The following is an 18,142-nucleotide window of genomic DNA, read 5'->3' on the forward strand; positions in this document are numbered from 1 at the left end:
TGGGTGTGGTGCGGGGTTGGAGCGGTGGCAGGCGAGCGCAGCTCGGCTCAGGATCGCGCGTCGTAGCTCAGATCGCCGCCGAGTACCGTGGCGACGATGTCGAGGTCGGCGACGCGCGGCGCGGTCAGCGGGGAGCCCGAGAACACGGTGAAGTCGGCGAGTTTGCCGCGTTCGAGCGTGCCCTTGTCGGCGATCTGGCCGGTAGCCCGAGCCGCCCATTCGGTGTGCGTGCGCAGTGCCTCGTCGGCCGTGATCGCTTCTTCGGGGGCGAGCTGGGTGCCCGCCTCGGTGCGACGATCGATGGCGGCCTGCATGCCACGCCGCAGGTTGTTGTCGGCGACGGGGAGGTCGGAGGAGCCGGCGAGAATGATGCCGGCGTCGATCACTGAGCGGCCGCGGTACAACCATGATTCGCGCTCAGGCCCGACGCGCTCCGCCATCTGCGCGCCGAACGCACCGATGAATCCGGCTTGCGGCGTCACCGCGAGCCCGAGTCGACCGGCGCGCTCCACCTGGTCGGGGCGCGCGATGCCGAAGTGCTCCACCCGGCAGGGCACGTCGCGGCGGCCGTAGCGATCCTGCGCCTCCTCGATGAGGTCGAGTGCGAGGTCGATCGCGGCGTCGCCGATCGCGTGCAGCGCGAGGGGCCAGCCGGCGCGGTACGCGCCGAGCGCACGCTCGCGGTACACGGCCGGGTCGTCGAGCAGATAGCCCGTGTTGTGGTCGTGACCGCAGTAGTCCTCGGTGACGGCCGCGGTCGCGCCGAGCAGCGAGCCGTCGAGAAACACCTTGACGTGCCCAAATCGCACGAGATCGTCGCCGAAACCGGCGCGGATACCGAGGTCGAGCCCGGCACCGGCACCCTCGCGGGCGAAGTCTGCGGCGTGCCCGGTGAGGGGGCGCAGCGCGTCGATCGCGGGCATCAACTGGGCGCGGGCGTGCAACGCGCCGCGCTCGGCGGCCGCCTGGTATGCGGCGACCTCGATGGGGCTGTGGCCGATCCACCCCCCGCCGACGCCCGCTTCGGTGAAGCTCGTGATGCCCTGCGCGGCGTAGCGCACGGTCGCGGCCTCGAGTGCCTCGACGAGGCGCTCGGTCGAGTACGGCAGCAGCAGCGCCTGCACGAGCCCCTGCGCGGCCTCCTCCACGAGCCCGGTGGGCGATCCGGAGCCATCGCGCACCACGACACCGCCCGTCGGGTTCTCGAAGCCGGGCTCGAGGGCACCGACGAGGCGCAGGGTGGCCGTGTTTGTGATCGACGCGTGCCCCGAGGTGTGACGCAGGTACATCGGGCGCTCGCCGGTGATGGCGTCGAGCCGTGCGATGTCGGGGAAGGCTCCGCCGTGGTGGGCCTGGTTGAAGCCCGTGCCGTGCACCCACGCATCGGGGTCGCCGACGGCATCGAGCCGGGCGACCTCCGCCTCGATCTGCGCGTAGAGCTCGTCGAGCCCGCGCACCACGCTGAGGTCGACCGAAGCGAGCCCGAGACCCCACCACGCGGTGTGGCAGTGCGCGTCGATGAGGCCGGGCGTGACGCAGGCCTCCGGAAAGTCGAGGCGCTGTACAGCGTCGAGGCCGGTGAGTTCGTCATCGAAACCGACGATGCGGCCGTTGATGACGCCGACCGCGGTGGCGGTCGGTCGCGCGGGGTCGAGGGTGAGTATTTCGCGCGCGGTCAGGATCAGGTCGAGTTGCATGATGGTCCTCTCAGGCTGCGATCTCGTCGGCGGCGGGCGGCATCACGCTGTCGGCGATGAGTACGTGGATGAGTGCGGGCGCATCGGCCGCAAGTGCCCGATCCAGCGCCGCCGAGAAGTCGTCGGTCGCCTCGACCCGCTCGCCGTGGCCGCCGAAGGACTGCATCCACGCTGCGAAATCGGGGTTCGCCATGCGCGTGCCCGACGGGCGCCCCGGGTAGTGCTTCTCCTGGTGCTGCACGATCGTGCCGTAGATGCCGTTGTCGACCACGATCACGAGCGGCTTGCCGCCGTGCGCGACTGCGGTCGCGAGCTCCTGCCCGTTCATCATGAAATCGCCGTCACCGCACACCGCGACCGCACGTCGATCAGGGAACGCGAGCGACGCCGCGACCGCGGCCGGAACCGCAAGCCCCATCGCCCCGTTGCGCGCCCCCACGAGGCTTGCCGGCGTGAGGTGTCGCACGAAGCGATGCGCCCAGATCGTCGCGTTCCCCGCACCGAACGTCAGCACGGCCTCACCCGCGAGGCGTTCGTCGAGCTCACCGAACGCAATACCGAGATCGACGCCGGGATGCTCGGTGCCTGCCGGGATCCCCGATGCACCCGCCACACCCGGAACTGACGCGTCCGGGCGGTGCGCCGCGAACCGTGCCTGCGCCTCCGATCGACCCGTCATCCATGCGTCGTCGCGCGCGCCGCGCGCCGCTGCAGGTTCCACACCGGCCAGCGCAGCCGCGAACGCCTGCGGCGTCGCGAGCAGATGCTGATCCAACCGCCCTGCGTGCATCGTGGCCTCGGGGTCGACCGTGACCAGCACGGTCTCAGCGTCAAAGCCAAGCCGGTACCCATCACTCATCACATCGGATCGGCCGCAACCCACGAGCACCAGCAGATCTGCGGCCGCGTACCCCGCAGCGACCGCGTCGGCGCGGCCGTAGCCCAGCCAGCCCGCCCACGCCGCACCCGCGTGCAGCACCGCGTCATACGCGCGCCAGTCGGCAAACACGGGCACGCCCGCAGCCTCGGCGAACGCAAGCACCTCGCGACCCGCACCCGACTGCCACCCGTCGCCACCGACGACGAACGCCGGGCGCTCAGCCCGCGCGAGCCGCTCCGTCAACTCCGCGATCTCCGACGCCGCGGGCTGCGGGTTCGGCACCGCGATCGGCGTGCTCGGCGCCGCGTCCGTCAGATGCACGAGCACGTCTTCGGGGAGCCCGATCACGACCGGGCCGGGGCGGCCGGCGGCCGCGATCCGCATCGCTTCAGCCACCAGCTCTCCCGCACGATCCGCATCGTCAATGGTGAGCACCTTCTTCGCCGTCGACCCGAACCACCCCGTCAGGCTGAACTCCTGGAACGAATCGCGCTCGCGATCGGCCACCGGAATCAGGCCGACGAACAGCACGAGCGGCGTCGCATCCTGCCACGCGGTGTGAATCGCGATCATCGCGTTCGACGCCCCCGGCCCGCGCGTCACCATCGCGATTCCGGGCACCCCCGTAAGCCGCCCCTCGGCGAGAGCCATGAACCCGGCACCGCCTTCCTGCCGACACACGACCGTCTCGATCGACGAATCATGCAGCCCATCGAGCACATCGAGGTAGCTCTCGCCAGGCACGGCGTACACGCGGGGCACGCCGTGAGCTTCGAGAGTGCGGACGATGAGGTGGCCGGCCGACTGCGACATGTGGGGGTCCTTCCGAGGAAGCTGGGTGACGGGGGAAACGATGAGACCGGTGCGGATCACCGACGCTGGGTGATCCGCACCGGTCGCACGGGTTAGTGCTTGAAACCGGGCAGGTTCACGCTGAGTCGCGGTGCGACGGCTCCGGCGAACGCCGAGAACAGGCTCAAGAAGATGAGCATCGCGGCGGCGGGCCACCAGTGATCGGCGGCCGCGGCGACGAAGCCGGTGGCCAGCAGCGGGATAAAGCCCGAGAGCATGCCCGCGGTGTTCTGGGCGAGGCCGACTCCGGTGTAGCGCGTCTTCGCGGGGAACAGGCCTGTGAGCACGGTGCCCGAAGCCGCGTACGGCAGGGAGAGCGCGGCGACGGCGAGCGTCATCGCGAGCACGACCAGCACCGGGTTGCCCGACGAGAGCATCAGGAAGGCGGGCACTGCGACGATCGCCGACGCGATACCGCCCCAGAGAATCACCTTGCTGGCGCCGTACTTCGCGCCGAGCGCGCCGCCCCAGAGCAGTACGAAGATCTCGACGAACGCGGCGACCATGCTGCCGAGCAGCATGAGCGACGACGAGTAGCCGAGCACGTTGACGCCGTAGTAGACGCAGAACGCGGTGACCAGGTAGAAGCCGCCGACGCCGAGCAGTGCGGCGGCCATGCCGACGATGACCTGCTTCCAGCTGTGCTTGAACGTGCTCGCGACCGGGCTCTTGTCGACCTCGCCCGACTCTTCGAGCTGACGGAAGACCGGCGACTCCTCAAGCTTCGAGCGGATGTAGATCGCGATCAGCAGCAGCGGGAACGCGATGAGGAACGGAATGCGCCAGCCCCACGAGTTGAAGCTCTCCTGCGAGAACAGAAGGGTCATCACGAAGAACCCGCCCGACGACAGGATCGTGCCGATCGGCGAGCCGACCTGCGGAATCGCGGCGTAGCGCGCACGAAGGTGCAGCGGCGCGTTCTCGACGACGATCGTCATCGCGCCCGACCACTCGCCGCCGACGAAGAGACCCTGCAGCACGCGCAGCAGCACGAGCAGGATCGGCGCGGCGATGCCGATCGCCGCGTAGGTGGGCAGCAGACCGATCAGGCCCGTGACCAGGCCGATACCGACGATCGTGATCATCAGCACCTTGCGGCGGCCGATGCTGTCGCCCATGCGACCGAAGATGATGCCGCCGATCGGGCGGGCCGCGAGGCCGACGCCGAACGTGGCGAACGATGCGAGCGCCGCGGCGGTCGCGTTCTCGCTCGTGAAGTACTGGACGTTGAAGACCAGGGCTGCAGCGGCGCTGAAGAGGAAGAAGTCGTACCACTCGAGGGCAGTACCGATCAGGGCACCGAGGGCGACCTTGTTCGCGTCTTTCACGCTCAGTTCTTGCGTGGCGCCGTATTCGATGGTCGCCGTATGGGGTGTCTCGCTCATGCGTTCTCTCCGTCGAGGATGCGGGATCCGTGCGGTGCGCCGCGCGGAGTGCGCGGGCGTCGGATAACGATCATCTCAGGGAGTTCGCACACATGATGTGCCGGATCGCCTCCGGTTTTGCGTGCGATTCAGTGCATGTGCACATATTCTGAGGGAATGGCTCCGCGATCCGCCCCTGACCCGCGCCCCGCGGGTGCGCTCAGCGACACCCCCACCGATGCCGACCACGCGCGCTGGCTCGAATTGCTGTCAGCCCTCGACCCCGAAGCGCTCACCGATCGCTTTCTCACGCGAGTCGGCGGCGTGCCCGGCTACGACCCCGCCCCCATTCCCGTCTCGGAGCTGCGGCGCACCGGCGTACTCTCGTTCGTCTCCCTCATCGAGGGCCTGCGCGCGGGAGGCTTCACCGCACCCGTCGCCGTCGCCACCGACGTCGGCGTTTCGCGGGCCCGAGCCGGCCTGCCGCTGACCTCGCTCATGACCGCGATTCGCCACGACTTCACCGTGCTCTGGGAGGCACTCACTCGGGCCGCAACCGCGGAGGATGCCGAACTCATCGTGCGGCACACCAACATCGTGCTGCGCACCGTCGACGATTACGTGCACCAGACCGAGGCCGCATACATCGCCGAACTGCAGCGCATGAACGAGGAGCAGGCCTCCGTGCGACAGGGGCTGATCGCATCGATCTTCCACGAACCGCCCGCCGACCCCGAGCGTCTGGCCGTCATCGCGGAAGAGCTCGGGCTCGGCAACGACGCCGACCTGCGCGTCGCCGCCGCAGTCGGCACCGACATCACCGCGCTCCGGGTGCACATCTCGGAGTTCGAACGATCCGGCGGGCGCACATTCACCCACCACTTCGGCGATACCCTCATCGCCTTCGCGCGCACCGTCGATCTTCCCGGCTCACGACTCGCGGAGATCGCCGACCAACTCGACGAACTTCGCGTCGGCATCGCGCATTCGCCGACCGGGGTGCTCGGCCTGCGACGAGCCGCGACGACCGCACGATCGCTCGCCCACCTGATTCGCGTCGGCGAGTTCGGCGCCATGACCTGGAACCGCGGGTGGGCGCGGCTCGCCGCCGATCGCCTGCTCGAATCGGGCACGCCCGTGCTCGCCGACGTGCACGCCGCGCTCGCCGGGTGCACTCCCGCCGAGCGAAGTCGGCTCGAGGAAGCGGCGCGCAGTTACCTCGGCACCGGCAGCATCGGGGCGTCCGCCGACGCGCTGTTCTGCCATCGCAACACGCTCACGAATCGGTTGCGCCGCTTCGCCGACCTCACCGGCGTCGACCCGCTCGTGCCCGCGGACGCGGCGCGGCTCGTCGTAGGCTGGGCGTAACGGTGGCCTGCTCGCTTGCGCCCGCCCGTTCTTCCGCCCCGTTCCCGCCCGTGCTCCCGCCCCGGTCCCGCCCCAGTCCCGCCCCGGCGAATCAGTGTCAGTTTCTGTTCGAAAGGCGGCGCAGAACGCGCAGATAGTGACACCGATCCACGGGGCCGGCAGATACTGGGGCCGGCAGATACAGGGGTTGACCGATCTACGGAGTCGGGCTGCGGATGCGGCGAGACGCCCTGAGCGCCGAGTCGGCTCAGCCCACGCGATCCTGCACGATGCGCTGCAGCGCCTCGAGCGATAGCGTGACCGACTCGACGTCGATGCGCTCGTTGTGACCGTGCACGCCCTCGCGGTACCGCTCGTACGTCCACCCGGGGCCGAGCAGGCCGAAGCCGTAGGCGGGGATTCCGAGTTCGCGGAGCACACGAGCGTCGGATCCGCCGGCCGCCATGATCGGCACCGTCGGTGCGTCGGCGACCGCCGCTACCGCGCGCTCGATCGCAGCGAATAACGGCGTATCGGCGGGCGATGTCGTCGCCGCCCAGCCGCGCAGGTGCTGAATCTCGATCTCGTCGGCGTGCGGCCCGAGCACCATGCGCAGCAGCTCGTCGACCTCGGCGTCGGTGGTGCCGGGCAGCGTGCGAATGTCGAGATCGATCGTGCCGGACGCCGGGATCACGTTGTGGGTCGCACCAGCTCGCAGCACGGTCGGCGAAATGGTGATGCGTGAGACGGCGTGCGCGTAGCCCGCGATACCGCCGAGATGCGGCAGAGCGGCATCGAGTCGCACCGGATCGCGCAGCCGTTCGGCCAGCGCGGGGTCATCGATGCGCGCCGCCACGAACTTTTCCCACAGCGGTCCGAGCTGCGCGGCGGGCATGACTTCGCCGAGCCGCTGCAGCACCTCGCCCACGCGATACGACGCGCTTTTTGCCCCGTACGGCGTCGACGCGTGGCCGGGTTTGCCGTGAACGGTCAGGCGGCGCCCCGCCGACCCTTTTTCGGCGATCTCGATCGCGACATGGCGCCCCATGCGCATGCCGCCCGACTCCGAGAGCGCCTCGGTGACGCGTACCGCTTCAGGGTGCTGCCGCACGAGCCAGTGGATGCCGTACTCGCCGCCGCCCTCTTCATCGGCGACCGCGATCAGCACGAGATCGCCGCGCGGCGGTTGGGGCGCGAGCGCCACATCGCGCAGCACGCACGCGAACGCCGCAGTGAGGTAGAGCATGTCGACGGCTCCGCGACCCCAGATCTCACCGTCGACGAGGTCGCCGCCGAAGGGATTGCGCGTCCAGCCGGCTTCGTCGACCGGAACGACGTCGAGGTGTCCGAGCAGGCCGAGTGACGGCGCATCGGGGTCGGTGCCGCGCACGCGGGCCACGAGCGATGCGCGCCCCGGCGCCGACTCGAGCACCTGCGTCTCAACGCGGCCGGTCGCGACCGCCTCGGCGAGGAAGCGCTGCAGTACGCGGACGCTGCGGATCTCCTGGCCCGATTCGACACTGCCGTCGTTGACGCACGCCTCGCGAATGAGCGCGCGCAACAGCGCGATGGTGTCGGCCGCCGCATCACTGGTGCGGGCGATCGTTGTCTCGATCGCGGTATCGGCGGCGGTATCGCTCGCGGTCTTGATCGTGCGCTCCTCGCGCTGCGACACCTCAGCCACCGGCCGCCACCTCCTCGCTTCGGGCCCTGCCCGTTCAGAGTTCCAGCCTACTCGGCGGCGGCGGGAGTGCAGTTGGCCGGGTGATCCGGCACCCCGCGCCCCTCGCCCCTCCCCCGCCTCCGCCCCTCACCGAAAGCACCCCTGTGTTGCGAGTGCACTGTTTTCAAAGGGGTGCACTCGAGAGAAAAGGGTGCATTCGAGGAGAGAGACGGGTGCGGCGATGGCGCAGCGCCACGGCAGAGGCCAGGCCTCAGCGCGCGGGGCCGTCGCGCTCGATCGAGTCGAGGATCGCCGAGACCCCTGCACGGTACACGGCCATGCCATCGACGGCGAGCAGCGCGTCGCGGTGCGTGTTCACAAGCGGGTAGTCGCTCAGCACGACCGGGCCGAACGTGCTGATCCAGGGGATGGATCCATCGCGAGCGTCGGGGTGGCGGTTGAAGGCCTCGTGCGCCATCGCCGAGGAGTGCGCGAGCATGAATCCCGAGACCGCGGCGTAGTACCGGATCAGCTCGTCGCCCGTGAGCCCGGCCTCGGTGAGCATCTCGAGCAGGAACTCGACGGCGCTCGCGTCGCCCGGCCCGGCCGGGTCGGTGACAGCGCTCTCCATGCCGATTGCCGGGTGCTCCAGGCTGAGCTCGGCCGTGCGATAGACGACGATCTCGAGGCGCTCGCGCCAGGTACCGTTGGCGGATCGCCCGGCCTCTGCCGCCCACCCGCTCAGGCGGTCGAGCGAGGCCCGCACCAGCTCGTCCTTGTTGCGGAAGTGCCGGTACATGGCCGAGGCGTCGACGCCGAGGTGCTGGCCGAGCCGCTTGAATGTGACGCGGGAGCTCGGTTCGGTGCGCGCCAGGTCGAGTACGCCGTCGACGATGGTGCGCTGATCCAGACGCACGCGTTTCGACCCATCGGGCATCGGCGCCACCTCCGCTCGTCGAGTTTCCGGCTGATATCGGCCGCGCAACGATCCAATCACGGTGCGACTCCACGAGTCAATATCAATGTCAACGACGTTGACTTCACCGCGCAACTCGCATAGCGTGTGCTCCACGCATCGATGAAGATACGCCGCGAGGAGGCCACCGGTGACCCATTCCCCGACCCCTGACCGAGCTGCACATGGCACGGCTCAGGATCACCCGACGCACGCAGACCCCGCACGCGCGGAGGTCGTGTTCGAACACGGCTGGATCTACACCGGCACCGACGCCGCTCCGGTGCGCGGGGGTGTCGCCGTCGCGAACGGCCGCATCATCACGACGGATCCGGCCGAGGTTGCTCGCCTCGCCGAAACGGCCGACACGCGCGTCGATCTCGCTGATCGATTGCTCATTCCCGGATTCCAAGACGCCCACATCCACCCGATCATGGCCGGCGTCGAGCTGTTGAGCTGCGACCTCTCGGGCACGGACACCGCCGAGCAGACGCTCGCCGCCATCGCCGACTACGCGGCGGCCCACCCCGAGCTGGAGTGGATCTTGGGCGCCGGCTGGTCGATGGACGCGTTTCCGGGCGGCACCCCGACTCGGCAGATGCTCGACGCGATCGTGCCCGACCGGCCCGTGCTGCTCGAGAACCGAGACCATCACGGCGCGTGGGTGAACACCCGCGCGCTCGAACTCGCCGGCATCGACGCCGACACCCCCGACCCCGCCGACGGTCGCTTCGAACGCGAGCCCGACGGCTTCCCGGCGGGCACCGCTCACGAGGGTGCAATGAGCCTCTTCGGCGCGGTACGCCCGCGCCCAACCCTCGATCAGGCCTACGACGGGCTGCTCGCCGCGCAGCAGCACCTCGTCGGATTCGGCATCACCGCGTGGCAAGATGCAGCGGTCGGCGAGTTCATGGGCAGCCCCGACACCGTGCCCGTGTACCTGCGGGCAGTGCGTGAAGACGCGCTGCGCGTGCGGGTGCGCGGCGCGCAGTGGTGGAACCGTGAAGACGGCGACTCCCAGCTGGAGCCGATCCTCGCCCGTTGCGACGAGGTGGCGGCGGCCTGCGACCCCGATCGGCTCTCGCTCGCCTCCGTGAAGGTGATGGTCGACGGTGTCGCCGAGAACTTCACCGCGGCGATGCACCAGTGCTACCGCGACCACCACGGCGACGCGACCGAGAACCGCGGCATCTCGTTCTTCGACCCGCGCGATATGGCGCGCTTCGTCGCCGCGCTCGACGCCGCCGACATGCAGGTGCACTTCCACGCGCTCGGCGACCGCGCCGTCACCGACGCCCTCGACGCCGTCGAGCACGCGCGCACCGAGAACGGGCCGAGCGACAACCGCCACCACCTCGCCCACCTGCAGGTGGTGCGTTCGGAAGACGTCGCCCGATTCGCCCCGCTCGGCGCGACCGCGAACATTCAGGCACTCTGGGCCTGCCACGAGGAGCAGCTCGACACGCTCACGCTGCCGTTCTTGGCCGACGACGCCGAAGCGCACCACTACCCGTTCGGGGAGCTGATCGATTCGGGGGCCGAGCTCGCGGCGGGCAGCGACTGGTCGGTGTCGAGCCCCGACCCGATTCAGGCGATCCACATCGCTGTGAACCGCGTCTCCCCCGGCGGCGAGCGCCCACCGCTCGGCCCGCCCGGGCAGCGCCTCACCCTCGCGCAGGCCCTCGACGCCTACACGCAGGGCACGGCGCGCATCAACCACCTCGATCACGCGACCGGGCGCCTGCTGCCGGGCTACTACGCGGATCTCGCGATCCTCGACCGCAATCTGTTCGAGCTCGCAGCGGAGGATCTGCACACGGCCCGCGTCGACGAAACGTGGATCGGCGGCGAGCGCGTGTTCGCACGCACCGACCGCGCCAGCACCACCACCAGCACTGAGGAGCGCGCAGCATGACCCGCACGGCTCGACACCGCGTGCGGCGCTGGGCGACTGCCGGCACGGCGATCCTGCTCGCCGCGGGTCTCGCCGGGTGCGGTCAGAGCGCGATCGGCGCCGACGCGGGCACCTTCGAGCTCGTGGCACACACGCCGGCACCGGCGGGCGACATCGATTCGTTCAGCTGGGCGCTCATGACCGAGCCATACTCGCTCGACCCGGCGTACGCCTTCGACTACGCCGACAACACCGTGCTCGCGAACGTGTGCGAGTCGCTGCTGCGCTGGAACTCCGACCTGTCGGTCTCCCCCGGGCTCGCAACCGGCTTCGATCACCCCGACCCATTGACCTGGGTGTACACGATTCGCGAGGGCGTGAAGTTCCACGACGGCACGACGATGACGCCGAACGACGTGGTGGTCTCGCTGCAGCGCCATCTCGACCCCGAGGTCGCCTCGTTCTGGTACGACACGTTCAAGAACGTCGACACGATCGAGCAGACCGGCGATCACGAGGTCACCGTGCGCACGAAGGTCACCGACTCGCAGTTCAACCAGCTCATGTCGGCGGCGCCTGGCGTGATCCAGTCGGCCGCGAGCACGGAAGCGGCGGGCGCCGATTACGGCAATCAATCGACGGGCGTGAACTGCACTGGTCCGTTCAAGTTCACCGAGTGGCGCTCGGGCGAATCGATCACGCTCGACCGCTTCGACGACTACTGGGACCCTGAGCTGCGCGCGAAGGCGAAGCAGATGACGTTCGTGATCTTGAACGATGCGAACGCGCGCGTGAACGCACTGCAGACGGGCGAGATCGACGGCGCGTGGACGATCCCGAGCAATGCCATCGATGTGCTGCGCGCGAGCGACACCGGCGAGGTGTACTTCGGCACGAACGCGACGGTGCAGAGCCTCGTGGTGTCTGACATGGAGGGCCCGCTCGGCGATGTGCGCGTGCGGCAAGCGCTGACGATGGCGCTGGATCGCCAAGCGCTCGTGAAGGCGGCCGTGCAGGGCTACGCGACGCCGACCGACGCGCTGACCTCCGAGTCGGTGTGGGTGAACGGCGACCCGGAGGCCACGAAAGAGGCCTTCGACGACTTGCCGAATCACGATTATGACCTCGACGCCGCCCGCGCACTAGTCAAGGAGGCCGGCGCAGAGGGCGCGAAGATCACCTACGTCACGGCATCGATCGACTCGTCGTTCGACGTGATCTCGCAGGCGGTTGCGTCGGCCGGCGCCGAGATCGGCCTCGACATCGAGATCGAGACGCGCACGCCGAACGCGTACACCCTGCTCTTCTCCGACCCATCGGCACTTGAGGGCGTCGACCTCTTCACGACCCGCTGGTACCTGTCGAGCACCGACCCGCTCGAAATGTACGCCGTGATTCGCACCGGAGAGTTCTCGAACTACGGGCAGTGGTCTGACCCCGAGTTCGACGACGTGGTCAACCGCGCTCTGCAGACCGATGACGCGTTTGAGCGGTCGCACCTGGCCGCCGAGGCGCAGCGTCTGACCAGCGAGGAGCTGCCCTGGATTCCGCTGTTCGACGTGCCGACGACCCTGTGGCTCGGCGACCGCATCACCGGCGTCGATCCCTCCATCTACTACATGTACTACCCCTGGGCCGCGACGATCGGGAGGGCCGAGTGATGGCCGGTGACACTGCAGCAGCCAGCGAGACGCGCGCCGTCCGTCTGAGAGAAGACGGGGCCGAGACGCCCCGCACCGGCAGCGGCCGCGGCGCCCGCATGGCGAAGTTCATCGCGGGCCGCGTCGTCGGCCTCGTCGCGACGCTCTTCGCCGCGTCGCTCGTCGTGTTCTTTTCCCGCTTCGTCGTGCCCGGCGACCCTGCACGGTTCCTGCTGCGCGGGCGCAGCCCGAGCCCCGAGGCGATCGCCGAGGTCACGAAGCAGTACGGCCTCGACAAGTCGCCGATCGAGCAGTACCTCTCATGGATCGGCGGCGTGCTGCGCGGCGACTTCGGCCGCTCGCTGCAGTACCGCGACGACGTCTCGAACGTGCTGCTCGCGCGTCTCCCCGTCACGCTCGAACTCGTCGCGCTCGCCGCCGTGTTCATCGTGATCATCGGGCTCGCGGCCGGTATCATCGCCAGCCTGCGGCGCGGGCGACTGACGGATCGCGTGATCCTGATGACCTCCACCGCCCTCGGCGCGGTGCCGTCGTTCGTCATCGCGATCCTGCTCATCGCCATCTTCGCCGTGCGGCTCGGTTGGTTCCCCTCCTTCGGCAGCGGAGACGAGGGGTGGGATCGCTTCGTGCACCTGATTCTGCCCGCCCTCGCGCTCGGTCTCGCCTTCGTCGCACTGATCGCCCGCGTCACGCGCTCGTCGATGAACGAGCAGTTCGTGCGCGAGCACGTCGAAGTCGCAACCAGCCGCGGGCTCACCCGCTCGTCGGTCGTGCTGCGGCACGTGCTACGCAACGCGGTCGGGCCGATCCTGCTCGTGAGCGGTGTGCTCGTTGCGGGCCTACTCGTCTCGAGCGCGATCGTCGAGCAGACCTTCGGCCTCGCCGGCATGGGCTCGCTGCTCGTGCAATCGGTCGACCGCCTCGACTTCCCGGTCGTGCAGGCGATTGTGCTCGTCGTGGTGATCGCCTTCGTCACCATCAACACCATCGTCGACCTCATCCAACCGCTGATCGATCCGCGCATCGCCGCAGGAACGGAGACCCGATGAGCACCGCATCCCAGGCCGCGCGCCCGGCGCCCGGCGCCCCCGAGCCGTCGGCAGCGCTGCCGCCCGAGGCGACGCGCGCCCTCGCCGTGCCGCGCTCGCTCACCCGTCGCCGCTTCACGATCACGACGACGGTGTCGCTCGCGTTCATCGCGATCGTGGTGCTGGCCGCCGCGTTCGCCACCCTGATCGCGCCCTACGACCCTGACCACGTCGACCTGCAGAACGTGCTCGCCGGGCCGAGCTGGGCGCACTGGCTCGGCACCGACGCGCTCGGCCGCGACCTGCTCACGCGCCTCATGTACGGCGCGCGCACCTCGCTCGTCGGCCCACTCATCGTGGTGGTCGGCTCGACGGTGCTCGGCCTGCTGCTCGGCCTCGTTGCGGCCTGGCGCGGCGGGTGGATCGACGCCGTGCTCTCACGCGTGTTCGACTTCCTGTTCTCGTTCCCCGCCATGCTGCTCGCGATTCTCGCCGTCGCGCTCTTCGGCAAGGGGCTCTTCGCCCCCGTGCTCGCCATGACGATCGCGTACGTGCCATACGTCGCGCGACTCACGCGCGGGCTGATCGTCGCAGAGCGCACCCGCCCCTACGTGCAGGCCTACCGCGTACTCGGATTCACGGGGTCGTGGATCGCCCTGCGGCGCGTGCTGCCCAACGTGGTGCCGACCGTTGGGGCGCAGTCGACGCTGAACTTCGGCTACGTGCTCGCCGACCTCGCAGCGCTGTCGTTCATCGGCCTCGGCGTACAGGCGCCCACCGCCGACTGGGGCTCCATGATCAACGAGAGCCGCGGGGCGCTCATGAGCGGGGCACTGCTGCCCACGTTCGTGCCGGCCGCCGTGGTCGTGCTCGTCGTGGTCGCCATCAACATCATCGGCGAAGAACTCTCGGACCGCATCGGAGGCAACTTCTCATGACCGCACGGACTGCAGCTCGATCTTCTGCCCAGCCGGCTCTGCTCACTGTCGATGCGCTGTCGCTGCGGGTTCCCGGCCGCGGCGCCCTGCTCAACGAGGTCTCACTCTCGGTCGCGGCGGGCGAATCCGTCGCACTCGTCGGTGAGTCGGGATCAGGCAAGTCGCTCACCACCCGCGCCGCCCTCGGCCTGTTTCCCGATCATGCGTCACTCGACGGGTCAGTGCGCGTCGGCAACCTCGACACCGTCACCGCGACCGAAGCCCAGCTGCGCACCATTCGCCGCACGCGCGCATCGATGATTTTCCAGGATCCGCGCGCCGGCATCAACCCGGTGCGCACCCTCGGCGACTTCCTCACGGAGACGCTGGTGCGGTGGCACGGGCTCAACCGAGCCGACGCCGCTGCCCGGGCGGTCGCGCAGCTCGAACAGGTCGGGCTGCCGCGCGCCTCCGCGCTGCTCGAGCAGTATCCGCATCAGCTCTCGGGCGGCATGCTGCAGCGCGTCATGATCGCCGCCGCACTGCTCGACTCCCCCGAACTGCTGCTCTGCGACGAGCCCACGACAGCGCTCGACGTCACCACGCAGGCGGGCATCGTCGAGCTGCTGCGCGAGCAGCAGGCTGAGCGCGGCATGGGCATGCTGTTCATCACGCACGACCTCGGGCTCGCCGCATCGCTCTGCGAGCGCGTCGTCGTGCTGCGCGGCGGACGCGTGATCGAGGAGGGTGCAACCGAAGCCGTCTTCCAGTCGCCCGAGCAGCCGTACACACGCGACCTGCTCGCGGCGACGCCGCGGATCGAGATTCGGGCTGATGCCGATGCGGGTTCGGGTGCGGATTCGCCCGAGCCTGCCGGGGGTGCCGCTGCCCCGCTGATCGCCGCGACCGGTATCACGAAGCGCTACCGGGTCACCGGACGCGACGACGTCGTGGCACTCTCGGGCGTCGACTTCGATCTCGCGCGCGGCGGATCGCTCGGCATCGTCGGCGAATCGGGTTCGGGCAAATCAACGCTCGCGCGCATCATCGTCGGTCTCGAGCAGGCGAGCTCCGGCTCGCTGTCGTTCGACGGGGTCGAGCGCCCCGATCGCGCGCTCACCGCAGCCGAGCGACGCACGCTGGCGAGCACCACACAGATGGTGTTCCAGGATCCGTATCTCTCGCTCGACCCGCGCATTCCGATCGGGCGCGCCGTCGCCGACGTCGTGCGACTGCACCGCGGCGGTTCGCGAAGCGACGCCGAGACCGAGGCGGCAACGCTGCTCGGTCGGGTCGGGCTGCGCCCCGACCAGCTCGCCGCACGGCCCAAGGCGCTCTCGGGTGGGCAGCGGCAGCGCGTCGCCCTCGCGAAGGCGCTCGCCGCGCGGCCGCAGGTGCTCGTGCTCGACGAGGCGACGAGCGCGCTCGATGTGTCTGTTCAGGCGCAGGTGCTCGAACTCATCGAGGAAGTGCGCGACCAGTTCGGCCTCACCATCGTGTTCGTGACCCACGACCTCGCGGTGGTGTCGCGCATCTGCACGACGACACTCGTGATGCAGCGCGGCGAGGTGGTCGAGGCCGGGCCGACCGCGCAGATTCTCGCGGCCCCCGCCGAGGAATACACGCAGCGCCTCATCGCGTCGCGCCCCGAACCCCTCTGGCTGCGGGCGGCGTGAGGGTGCGCGCGGGCGGGTGATCCGGCGCCGGCCCGCGCTGCGCCGCGCCTCGCCATCCGCCCCCCCCCCCCCCCCCCGCCCCCCGCGCCATCCGCGCCCGGGCCTACCCTGCCCTGCCCTGCCCTGCCCTGCCGCGCCCCGCCGCGAGCGCACCACTTTCACGCGAGTGCACCATTGTCAAAGTGGTGCACTCGCACCAAACCGGTGCGCTCGCGGGCAGGGCAGGGCCATGGGGTGATGAGCGGGTCACAGGGAGTGGGGAGTGAATGGCGGGGGGGCAGGGGCGCAGAGCGAGCAAGCGAGGCACGGGCCCCCACCCACAGACCCGCGCGAACTTCGCGCGCGGCACACTCGCACTGCGCGCTCACCGTGAGGTTGAATAGACCCACCATGGAAACTCAGACCATCGCGCCTGCGGGCAGCCCCGCACCCGCTGCCCCGGCGACGAACTCAGCCGCGCTCCCCTGGCGCCCGGTCGCCCTCGTGTACCGGGTCGCCGCGTTCGCGCTGATCGCGACCGGCATCATCCGCATCACCGGCCTGCTGACGCCGTCACCCGAGTGGAACGCCCTGCTCTTCTACACGGTGCTCAGCAACCTGCTGTGCTTGGTGTGGGTAGCGATCCTCATCGTGCGCACGGTGCGCGACCTGCGTGCGCACGGCGCTCGCGGCACGTCGACGCCGTCGCCACGCTGGAGCGCAGCGGTCATGATGGCGATCACGGTCACGATGTTCGTCTATGTGTTCGTGCTCGTGCCGATGACGTTCAAGCAGGGCGGTGACTACGAACCGTTCTCGTTCACCGACAATCTGATCCACGTCTTCACGCCGATCTTCCTGATCGTCGATTGGCTGCTGTTCGTGCCGAAGGGTCGCCTGCGCGCGTTCGATCCGCTGCTGTGGACGCTGATCCCATACGCCTACCTCGTCTTTGCGCTCATCTACGGCGGATTCGGCGGTGAGTTCGTTCCCGGCCAGACCTACCCGTACCCGTTCCTCGATGTCGCAACGCAGGGTGTCGGCGGCGTCGCGCTGTGGGTGCTTGCACTGTCGGTGGTGCTCATTGCACTCGGCTACGTGTACTTCGCGATCGATCGGCTGCTTGCGCGGGTGTTCCGGCGGTAGTGCGGCTCGGCTGGTTCGCAGAAGGCCCCGCGATCCGTGGTGGATCGCGGGGCCTTCGTGCAGCTCATGCACCGTGCGCAGTATGGGTTAGAAGTCCCAGTCCTCATCTTCGGTCGCAACAGCCTTGCCGATGACGTAGCTCGAACCCGAGCCCGAGAAGAAGTCATGATTCTCGTCGGCGTTCGGCGAGAGCGACGACAGGATGGCCGGGTTGACGTCGGTCATCTCCTTGGGGAACATCGGCTCGTAGCCGAGGTTCATCAGCGCCTTGTTGGCGTTGTAGTGGAGGAACTTCTTGACGTCTTCGGTCAGACCCACCGGGTCGTAGAGGTCGGCGGTGTACTTGACCTCGTTCTCGTAGAGCTCGTACATCAGGGTGAACGTGTAATCCTTGAGCTCCTGGCGGCGCTCTTCGGTCTCGTTCTCGAGCCCCTTCTGGAACTTGTAGCCGATGTAGTACCCGTGCACGGCCTCGTCGCGAATGATGAGGCGAATCAGGTCTGCCGTGTTTGTGAGCTTCGCGTGCGAAGACCAGTACATGGGCAGGTAGAACCCCGAGTAGAACAGGAACGACTCGAGCAGCGTCGACGCGATCTTGCGCTTCAGCGGGTCGTCGCCCTCGTAGTAGTCGGTGATGATCTGCGCCTTCTTCTGCAGATTCGGGTTCTCGACCGACCAGCGGAAGGCATCGTCGATCTCCTGCGTCGAGCACAGCGTCGAGAAGATCGACGAGTAGCTCTTGGCGTGCACCGACTCCATGAACGCGATGTTCGTGTAGACGGCCTCCTCATGCGGGGTGATGGCATCGGGGATTAGCGAGACGGCGCCGACAGTGCCCTGGATGGTGTCGAGCAGCGTGAGGCCGGTGAACACGCGCATGGTGAGCAGCTGCTCCTGCGGCGTCAGCGTGGCCCACGACTGCACGTCGTTCGACAGCGGCACCTTCTCGGGCAGCCAGAAGTTGTTGACGAGACGGTTCCAGACTTCAAGGTCTTTATCGTCCTGGATGCGGTTCCAGTTGATCGCCTGAACCGCGTGTCCCAGCTTGTAATTCATCGGGTTCTCTCTACTCCGGTGGATTCT

General features: G+C 69.0%; 13 protein-coding genes. 7 read left to right on the forward strand and 6 right to left on the reverse strand.

Translation table 11 applies throughout. The features are described from left to right. Nucleotides 1–47 precede the first annotated feature (47 nt). The 3 genes from ACZF5Y_RS14435 to ACZF5Y_RS14445 all read right to left on the reverse strand — a co-directional run bounded on the left by ACZF5Y_RS14435 (nucleotide 48) and on the right by ACZF5Y_RS14445 (nucleotide 4,814). Entirely contained in the window at nucleotides 48–1,697 is a 1,650-nt protein-coding gene (locus ACZF5Y_RS14435; RefSeq protein ID WP_497533418.1) for an amidohydrolase, read from the reverse strand. A gap of 10 nt (nucleotides 1,698–1,707) precedes the next feature. Further along, nucleotides 1,708–3,390, reverse strand: a complete 1,683-nt coding sequence (locus ACZF5Y_RS14440) for a thiamine pyrophosphate-dependent enzyme (protein WP_497533419.1) — start codon at nucleotides 3,388–3,390, stop codon at nucleotides 1,708–1,710. Between the two features lie 92 nt (nucleotides 3,391–3,482). Continuing rightward, nucleotides 3,483–4,814 (reverse strand): MFS transporter, encoded by a 1,332-nt coding sequence (locus tag ACZF5Y_RS14445; RefSeq protein WP_497533420.1) that lies wholly within the window; start codon nucleotides 4,812–4,814, stop codon nucleotides 3,483–3,485. Between the two features lie 156 nt (nucleotides 4,815–4,970). On the opposite strand from ACZF5Y_RS14445, the gene ACZF5Y_RS14450 reads away from it, so the two are divergent. Then, a complete protein-coding gene (locus ACZF5Y_RS14450) occupies nucleotides 4,971–6,161 on the forward strand; it encodes a PucR family transcriptional regulator (RefSeq protein WP_497533421.1) in 1,191 nt (396 codons plus the stop codon). Nucleotides 6,162–6,408: 247 nt separating this feature from the next. On the opposite strand, the gene ACZF5Y_RS14455 is transcribed toward ACZF5Y_RS14450, so the two are convergent. Continuing rightward, entirely contained in the window at nucleotides 6,409–7,824 is a 1,416-nt protein-coding gene (locus ACZF5Y_RS14455) for a M20/M25/M40 family metallo-hydrolase (RefSeq protein WP_497533422.1), read from the reverse strand. 250 nt (nucleotides 7,825–8,074) lie between these two features. Beyond that, nucleotides 8,075–8,740 carry a TetR/AcrR family transcriptional regulator gene (locus tag ACZF5Y_RS14460; RefSeq protein WP_497533423.1) on the reverse strand — a complete coding sequence of 222 codons (666 nt, stop codon included), beginning with the start codon at nucleotides 8,738–8,740 and terminating at the stop codon, nucleotides 8,075–8,077. A gap of 256 nt (nucleotides 8,741–8,996) precedes the next feature. On the opposite strand from ACZF5Y_RS14460, the gene ACZF5Y_RS14465 reads away from it, so the two are divergent. From ACZF5Y_RS14465 to ACZF5Y_RS14490, 6 genes are all read left to right on the forward strand, one after another. Further along, nucleotides 8,997–10,673, forward strand: a complete 1,677-nt coding sequence (locus ACZF5Y_RS14465; protein ID WP_497535344.1) for an amidohydrolase — start codon at nucleotides 8,997–8,999, stop codon at nucleotides 10,671–10,673. Then, nucleotides 10,670–12,313, forward strand: a complete 1,644-nt coding sequence (locus tag ACZF5Y_RS14470) for an ABC transporter substrate-binding protein (protein WP_497533424.1) — start codon at nucleotides 10,670–10,672, stop codon at nucleotides 12,311–12,313. Before ACZF5Y_RS14465 ends, ACZF5Y_RS14470 begins: the two co-directional genes overlap by 4 nt. After that, nucleotides 12,313–13,362 carry an ABC transporter permease gene (locus ACZF5Y_RS14475; RefSeq protein ID WP_497533425.1) on the forward strand — a complete coding sequence of 350 codons (1,050 nt, stop codon included), beginning with the start codon at nucleotides 12,313–12,315 and terminating at the stop codon, nucleotides 13,360–13,362. Before ACZF5Y_RS14470 ends, ACZF5Y_RS14475 begins: the two co-directional genes overlap by 1 nt. Beyond that, nucleotides 13,359–14,279: an ABC transporter permease gene (locus ACZF5Y_RS14480; protein ID WP_497533426.1), complete on the forward strand. Its 921-nt coding sequence runs from the start codon at nucleotides 13,359–13,361 to the stop codon at nucleotides 14,277–14,279. The genes ACZF5Y_RS14475 and ACZF5Y_RS14480 overlap by 4 nt, the downstream gene beginning before the upstream one ends. Further along, nucleotides 14,276–15,934 carry a dipeptide ABC transporter ATP-binding protein gene (locus ACZF5Y_RS14485; protein WP_497533427.1) on the forward strand — a complete coding sequence of 553 codons (1,659 nt, stop codon included), beginning with the start codon at nucleotides 14,276–14,278 and terminating at the stop codon, nucleotides 15,932–15,934. The genes ACZF5Y_RS14480 and ACZF5Y_RS14485 overlap by 4 nt, the downstream gene beginning before the upstream one ends. Nucleotides 15,935–16,324: 390 nt before the next feature. Then, on the forward strand, nucleotides 16,325–17,059 hold the full coding sequence (locus tag ACZF5Y_RS14490; protein ID WP_497533428.1) for a Pr6Pr family membrane protein: 735 nt from the start codon (nucleotides 16,325–16,327) through the stop codon (nucleotides 17,057–17,059). Between the two features lie 87 nt (nucleotides 17,060–17,146). Here the strand turns inward: ACZF5Y_RS14490 and nrdF are convergent, their stop codons facing one another. Further along, the gene (gene nrdF / locus ACZF5Y_RS14495; protein ID WP_053353791.1) at nucleotides 17,147–18,115 is read right to left on the reverse strand and encodes a class 1b ribonucleoside-diphosphate reductase subunit beta; all 969 of its coding nucleotides are present in this window, start codon (nucleotides 18,113–18,115) and stop codon (nucleotides 17,147–17,149) included. Nucleotides 18,116–18,142 lie beyond the last annotated feature (27 nt).

The organism is Leucobacter sp. WKLB1 (assembly GCF_059696215.1).

Excerpts from the sequence above, each read along its gene's own strand:
- ACZF5Y_RS14490 (WP_497533428.1), top strand. The coding sequence starts at position 16,325 with ATGGAAACTCAGACCATCGCGCCTGCGGGCAGCCCCGCACCCGCTGCC.
- nrdF (WP_053353791.1), bottom strand. The coding sequence starts at position 18,115 with ATGAATTACAAGCTGGGACACGCGGTTCAGGCGATCAACTGGAACCGC.
- ACZF5Y_RS14435 (WP_497533418.1), bottom strand. The coding sequence starts at position 1,697 with ATGCAACTCGACCTGATCCTGACCGCGCGCGAAATACTCACCCTCGAC.
- ACZF5Y_RS14480 (WP_497533426.1), top strand. The coding sequence starts at position 13,359 with ATGAGCACCGCATCCCAGGCCGCGCGCCCGGCGCCCGGCGCCCCCGAG.
- ACZF5Y_RS14470 (WP_497533424.1), top strand. The coding sequence starts at position 10,670 with ATGACCCGCACGGCTCGACACCGCGTGCGGCGCTGGGCGACTGCCGGC.
- ACZF5Y_RS14485 (WP_497533427.1), top strand. The coding sequence starts at position 14,276 with ATGACCGCACGGACTGCAGCTCGATCTTCTGCCCAGCCGGCTCTGCTC.
- ACZF5Y_RS14460 (WP_497533423.1), bottom strand. The coding sequence starts at position 8,740 with ATGCCCGATGGGTCGAAACGCGTGCGTCTGGATCAGCGCACCATCGTC.
- ACZF5Y_RS14475 (WP_497533425.1), top strand. The coding sequence starts at position 12,313 with ATGGCCGGTGACACTGCAGCAGCCAGCGAGACGCGCGCCGTCCGTCTG.
- ACZF5Y_RS14440 (WP_497533419.1), bottom strand. The coding sequence starts at position 3,390 with ATGTCGCAGTCGGCCGGCCACCTCATCGTCCGCACTCTCGAAGCTCAC.
- ACZF5Y_RS14450 (WP_497533421.1), top strand. The coding sequence starts at position 4,971 with ATGGCTCCGCGATCCGCCCCTGACCCGCGCCCCGCGGGTGCGCTCAGC.
- ACZF5Y_RS14445 (WP_497533420.1), bottom strand. The coding sequence starts at position 4,814 with ATGAGCGAGACACCCCATACGGCGACCATCGAATACGGCGCCACGCAA.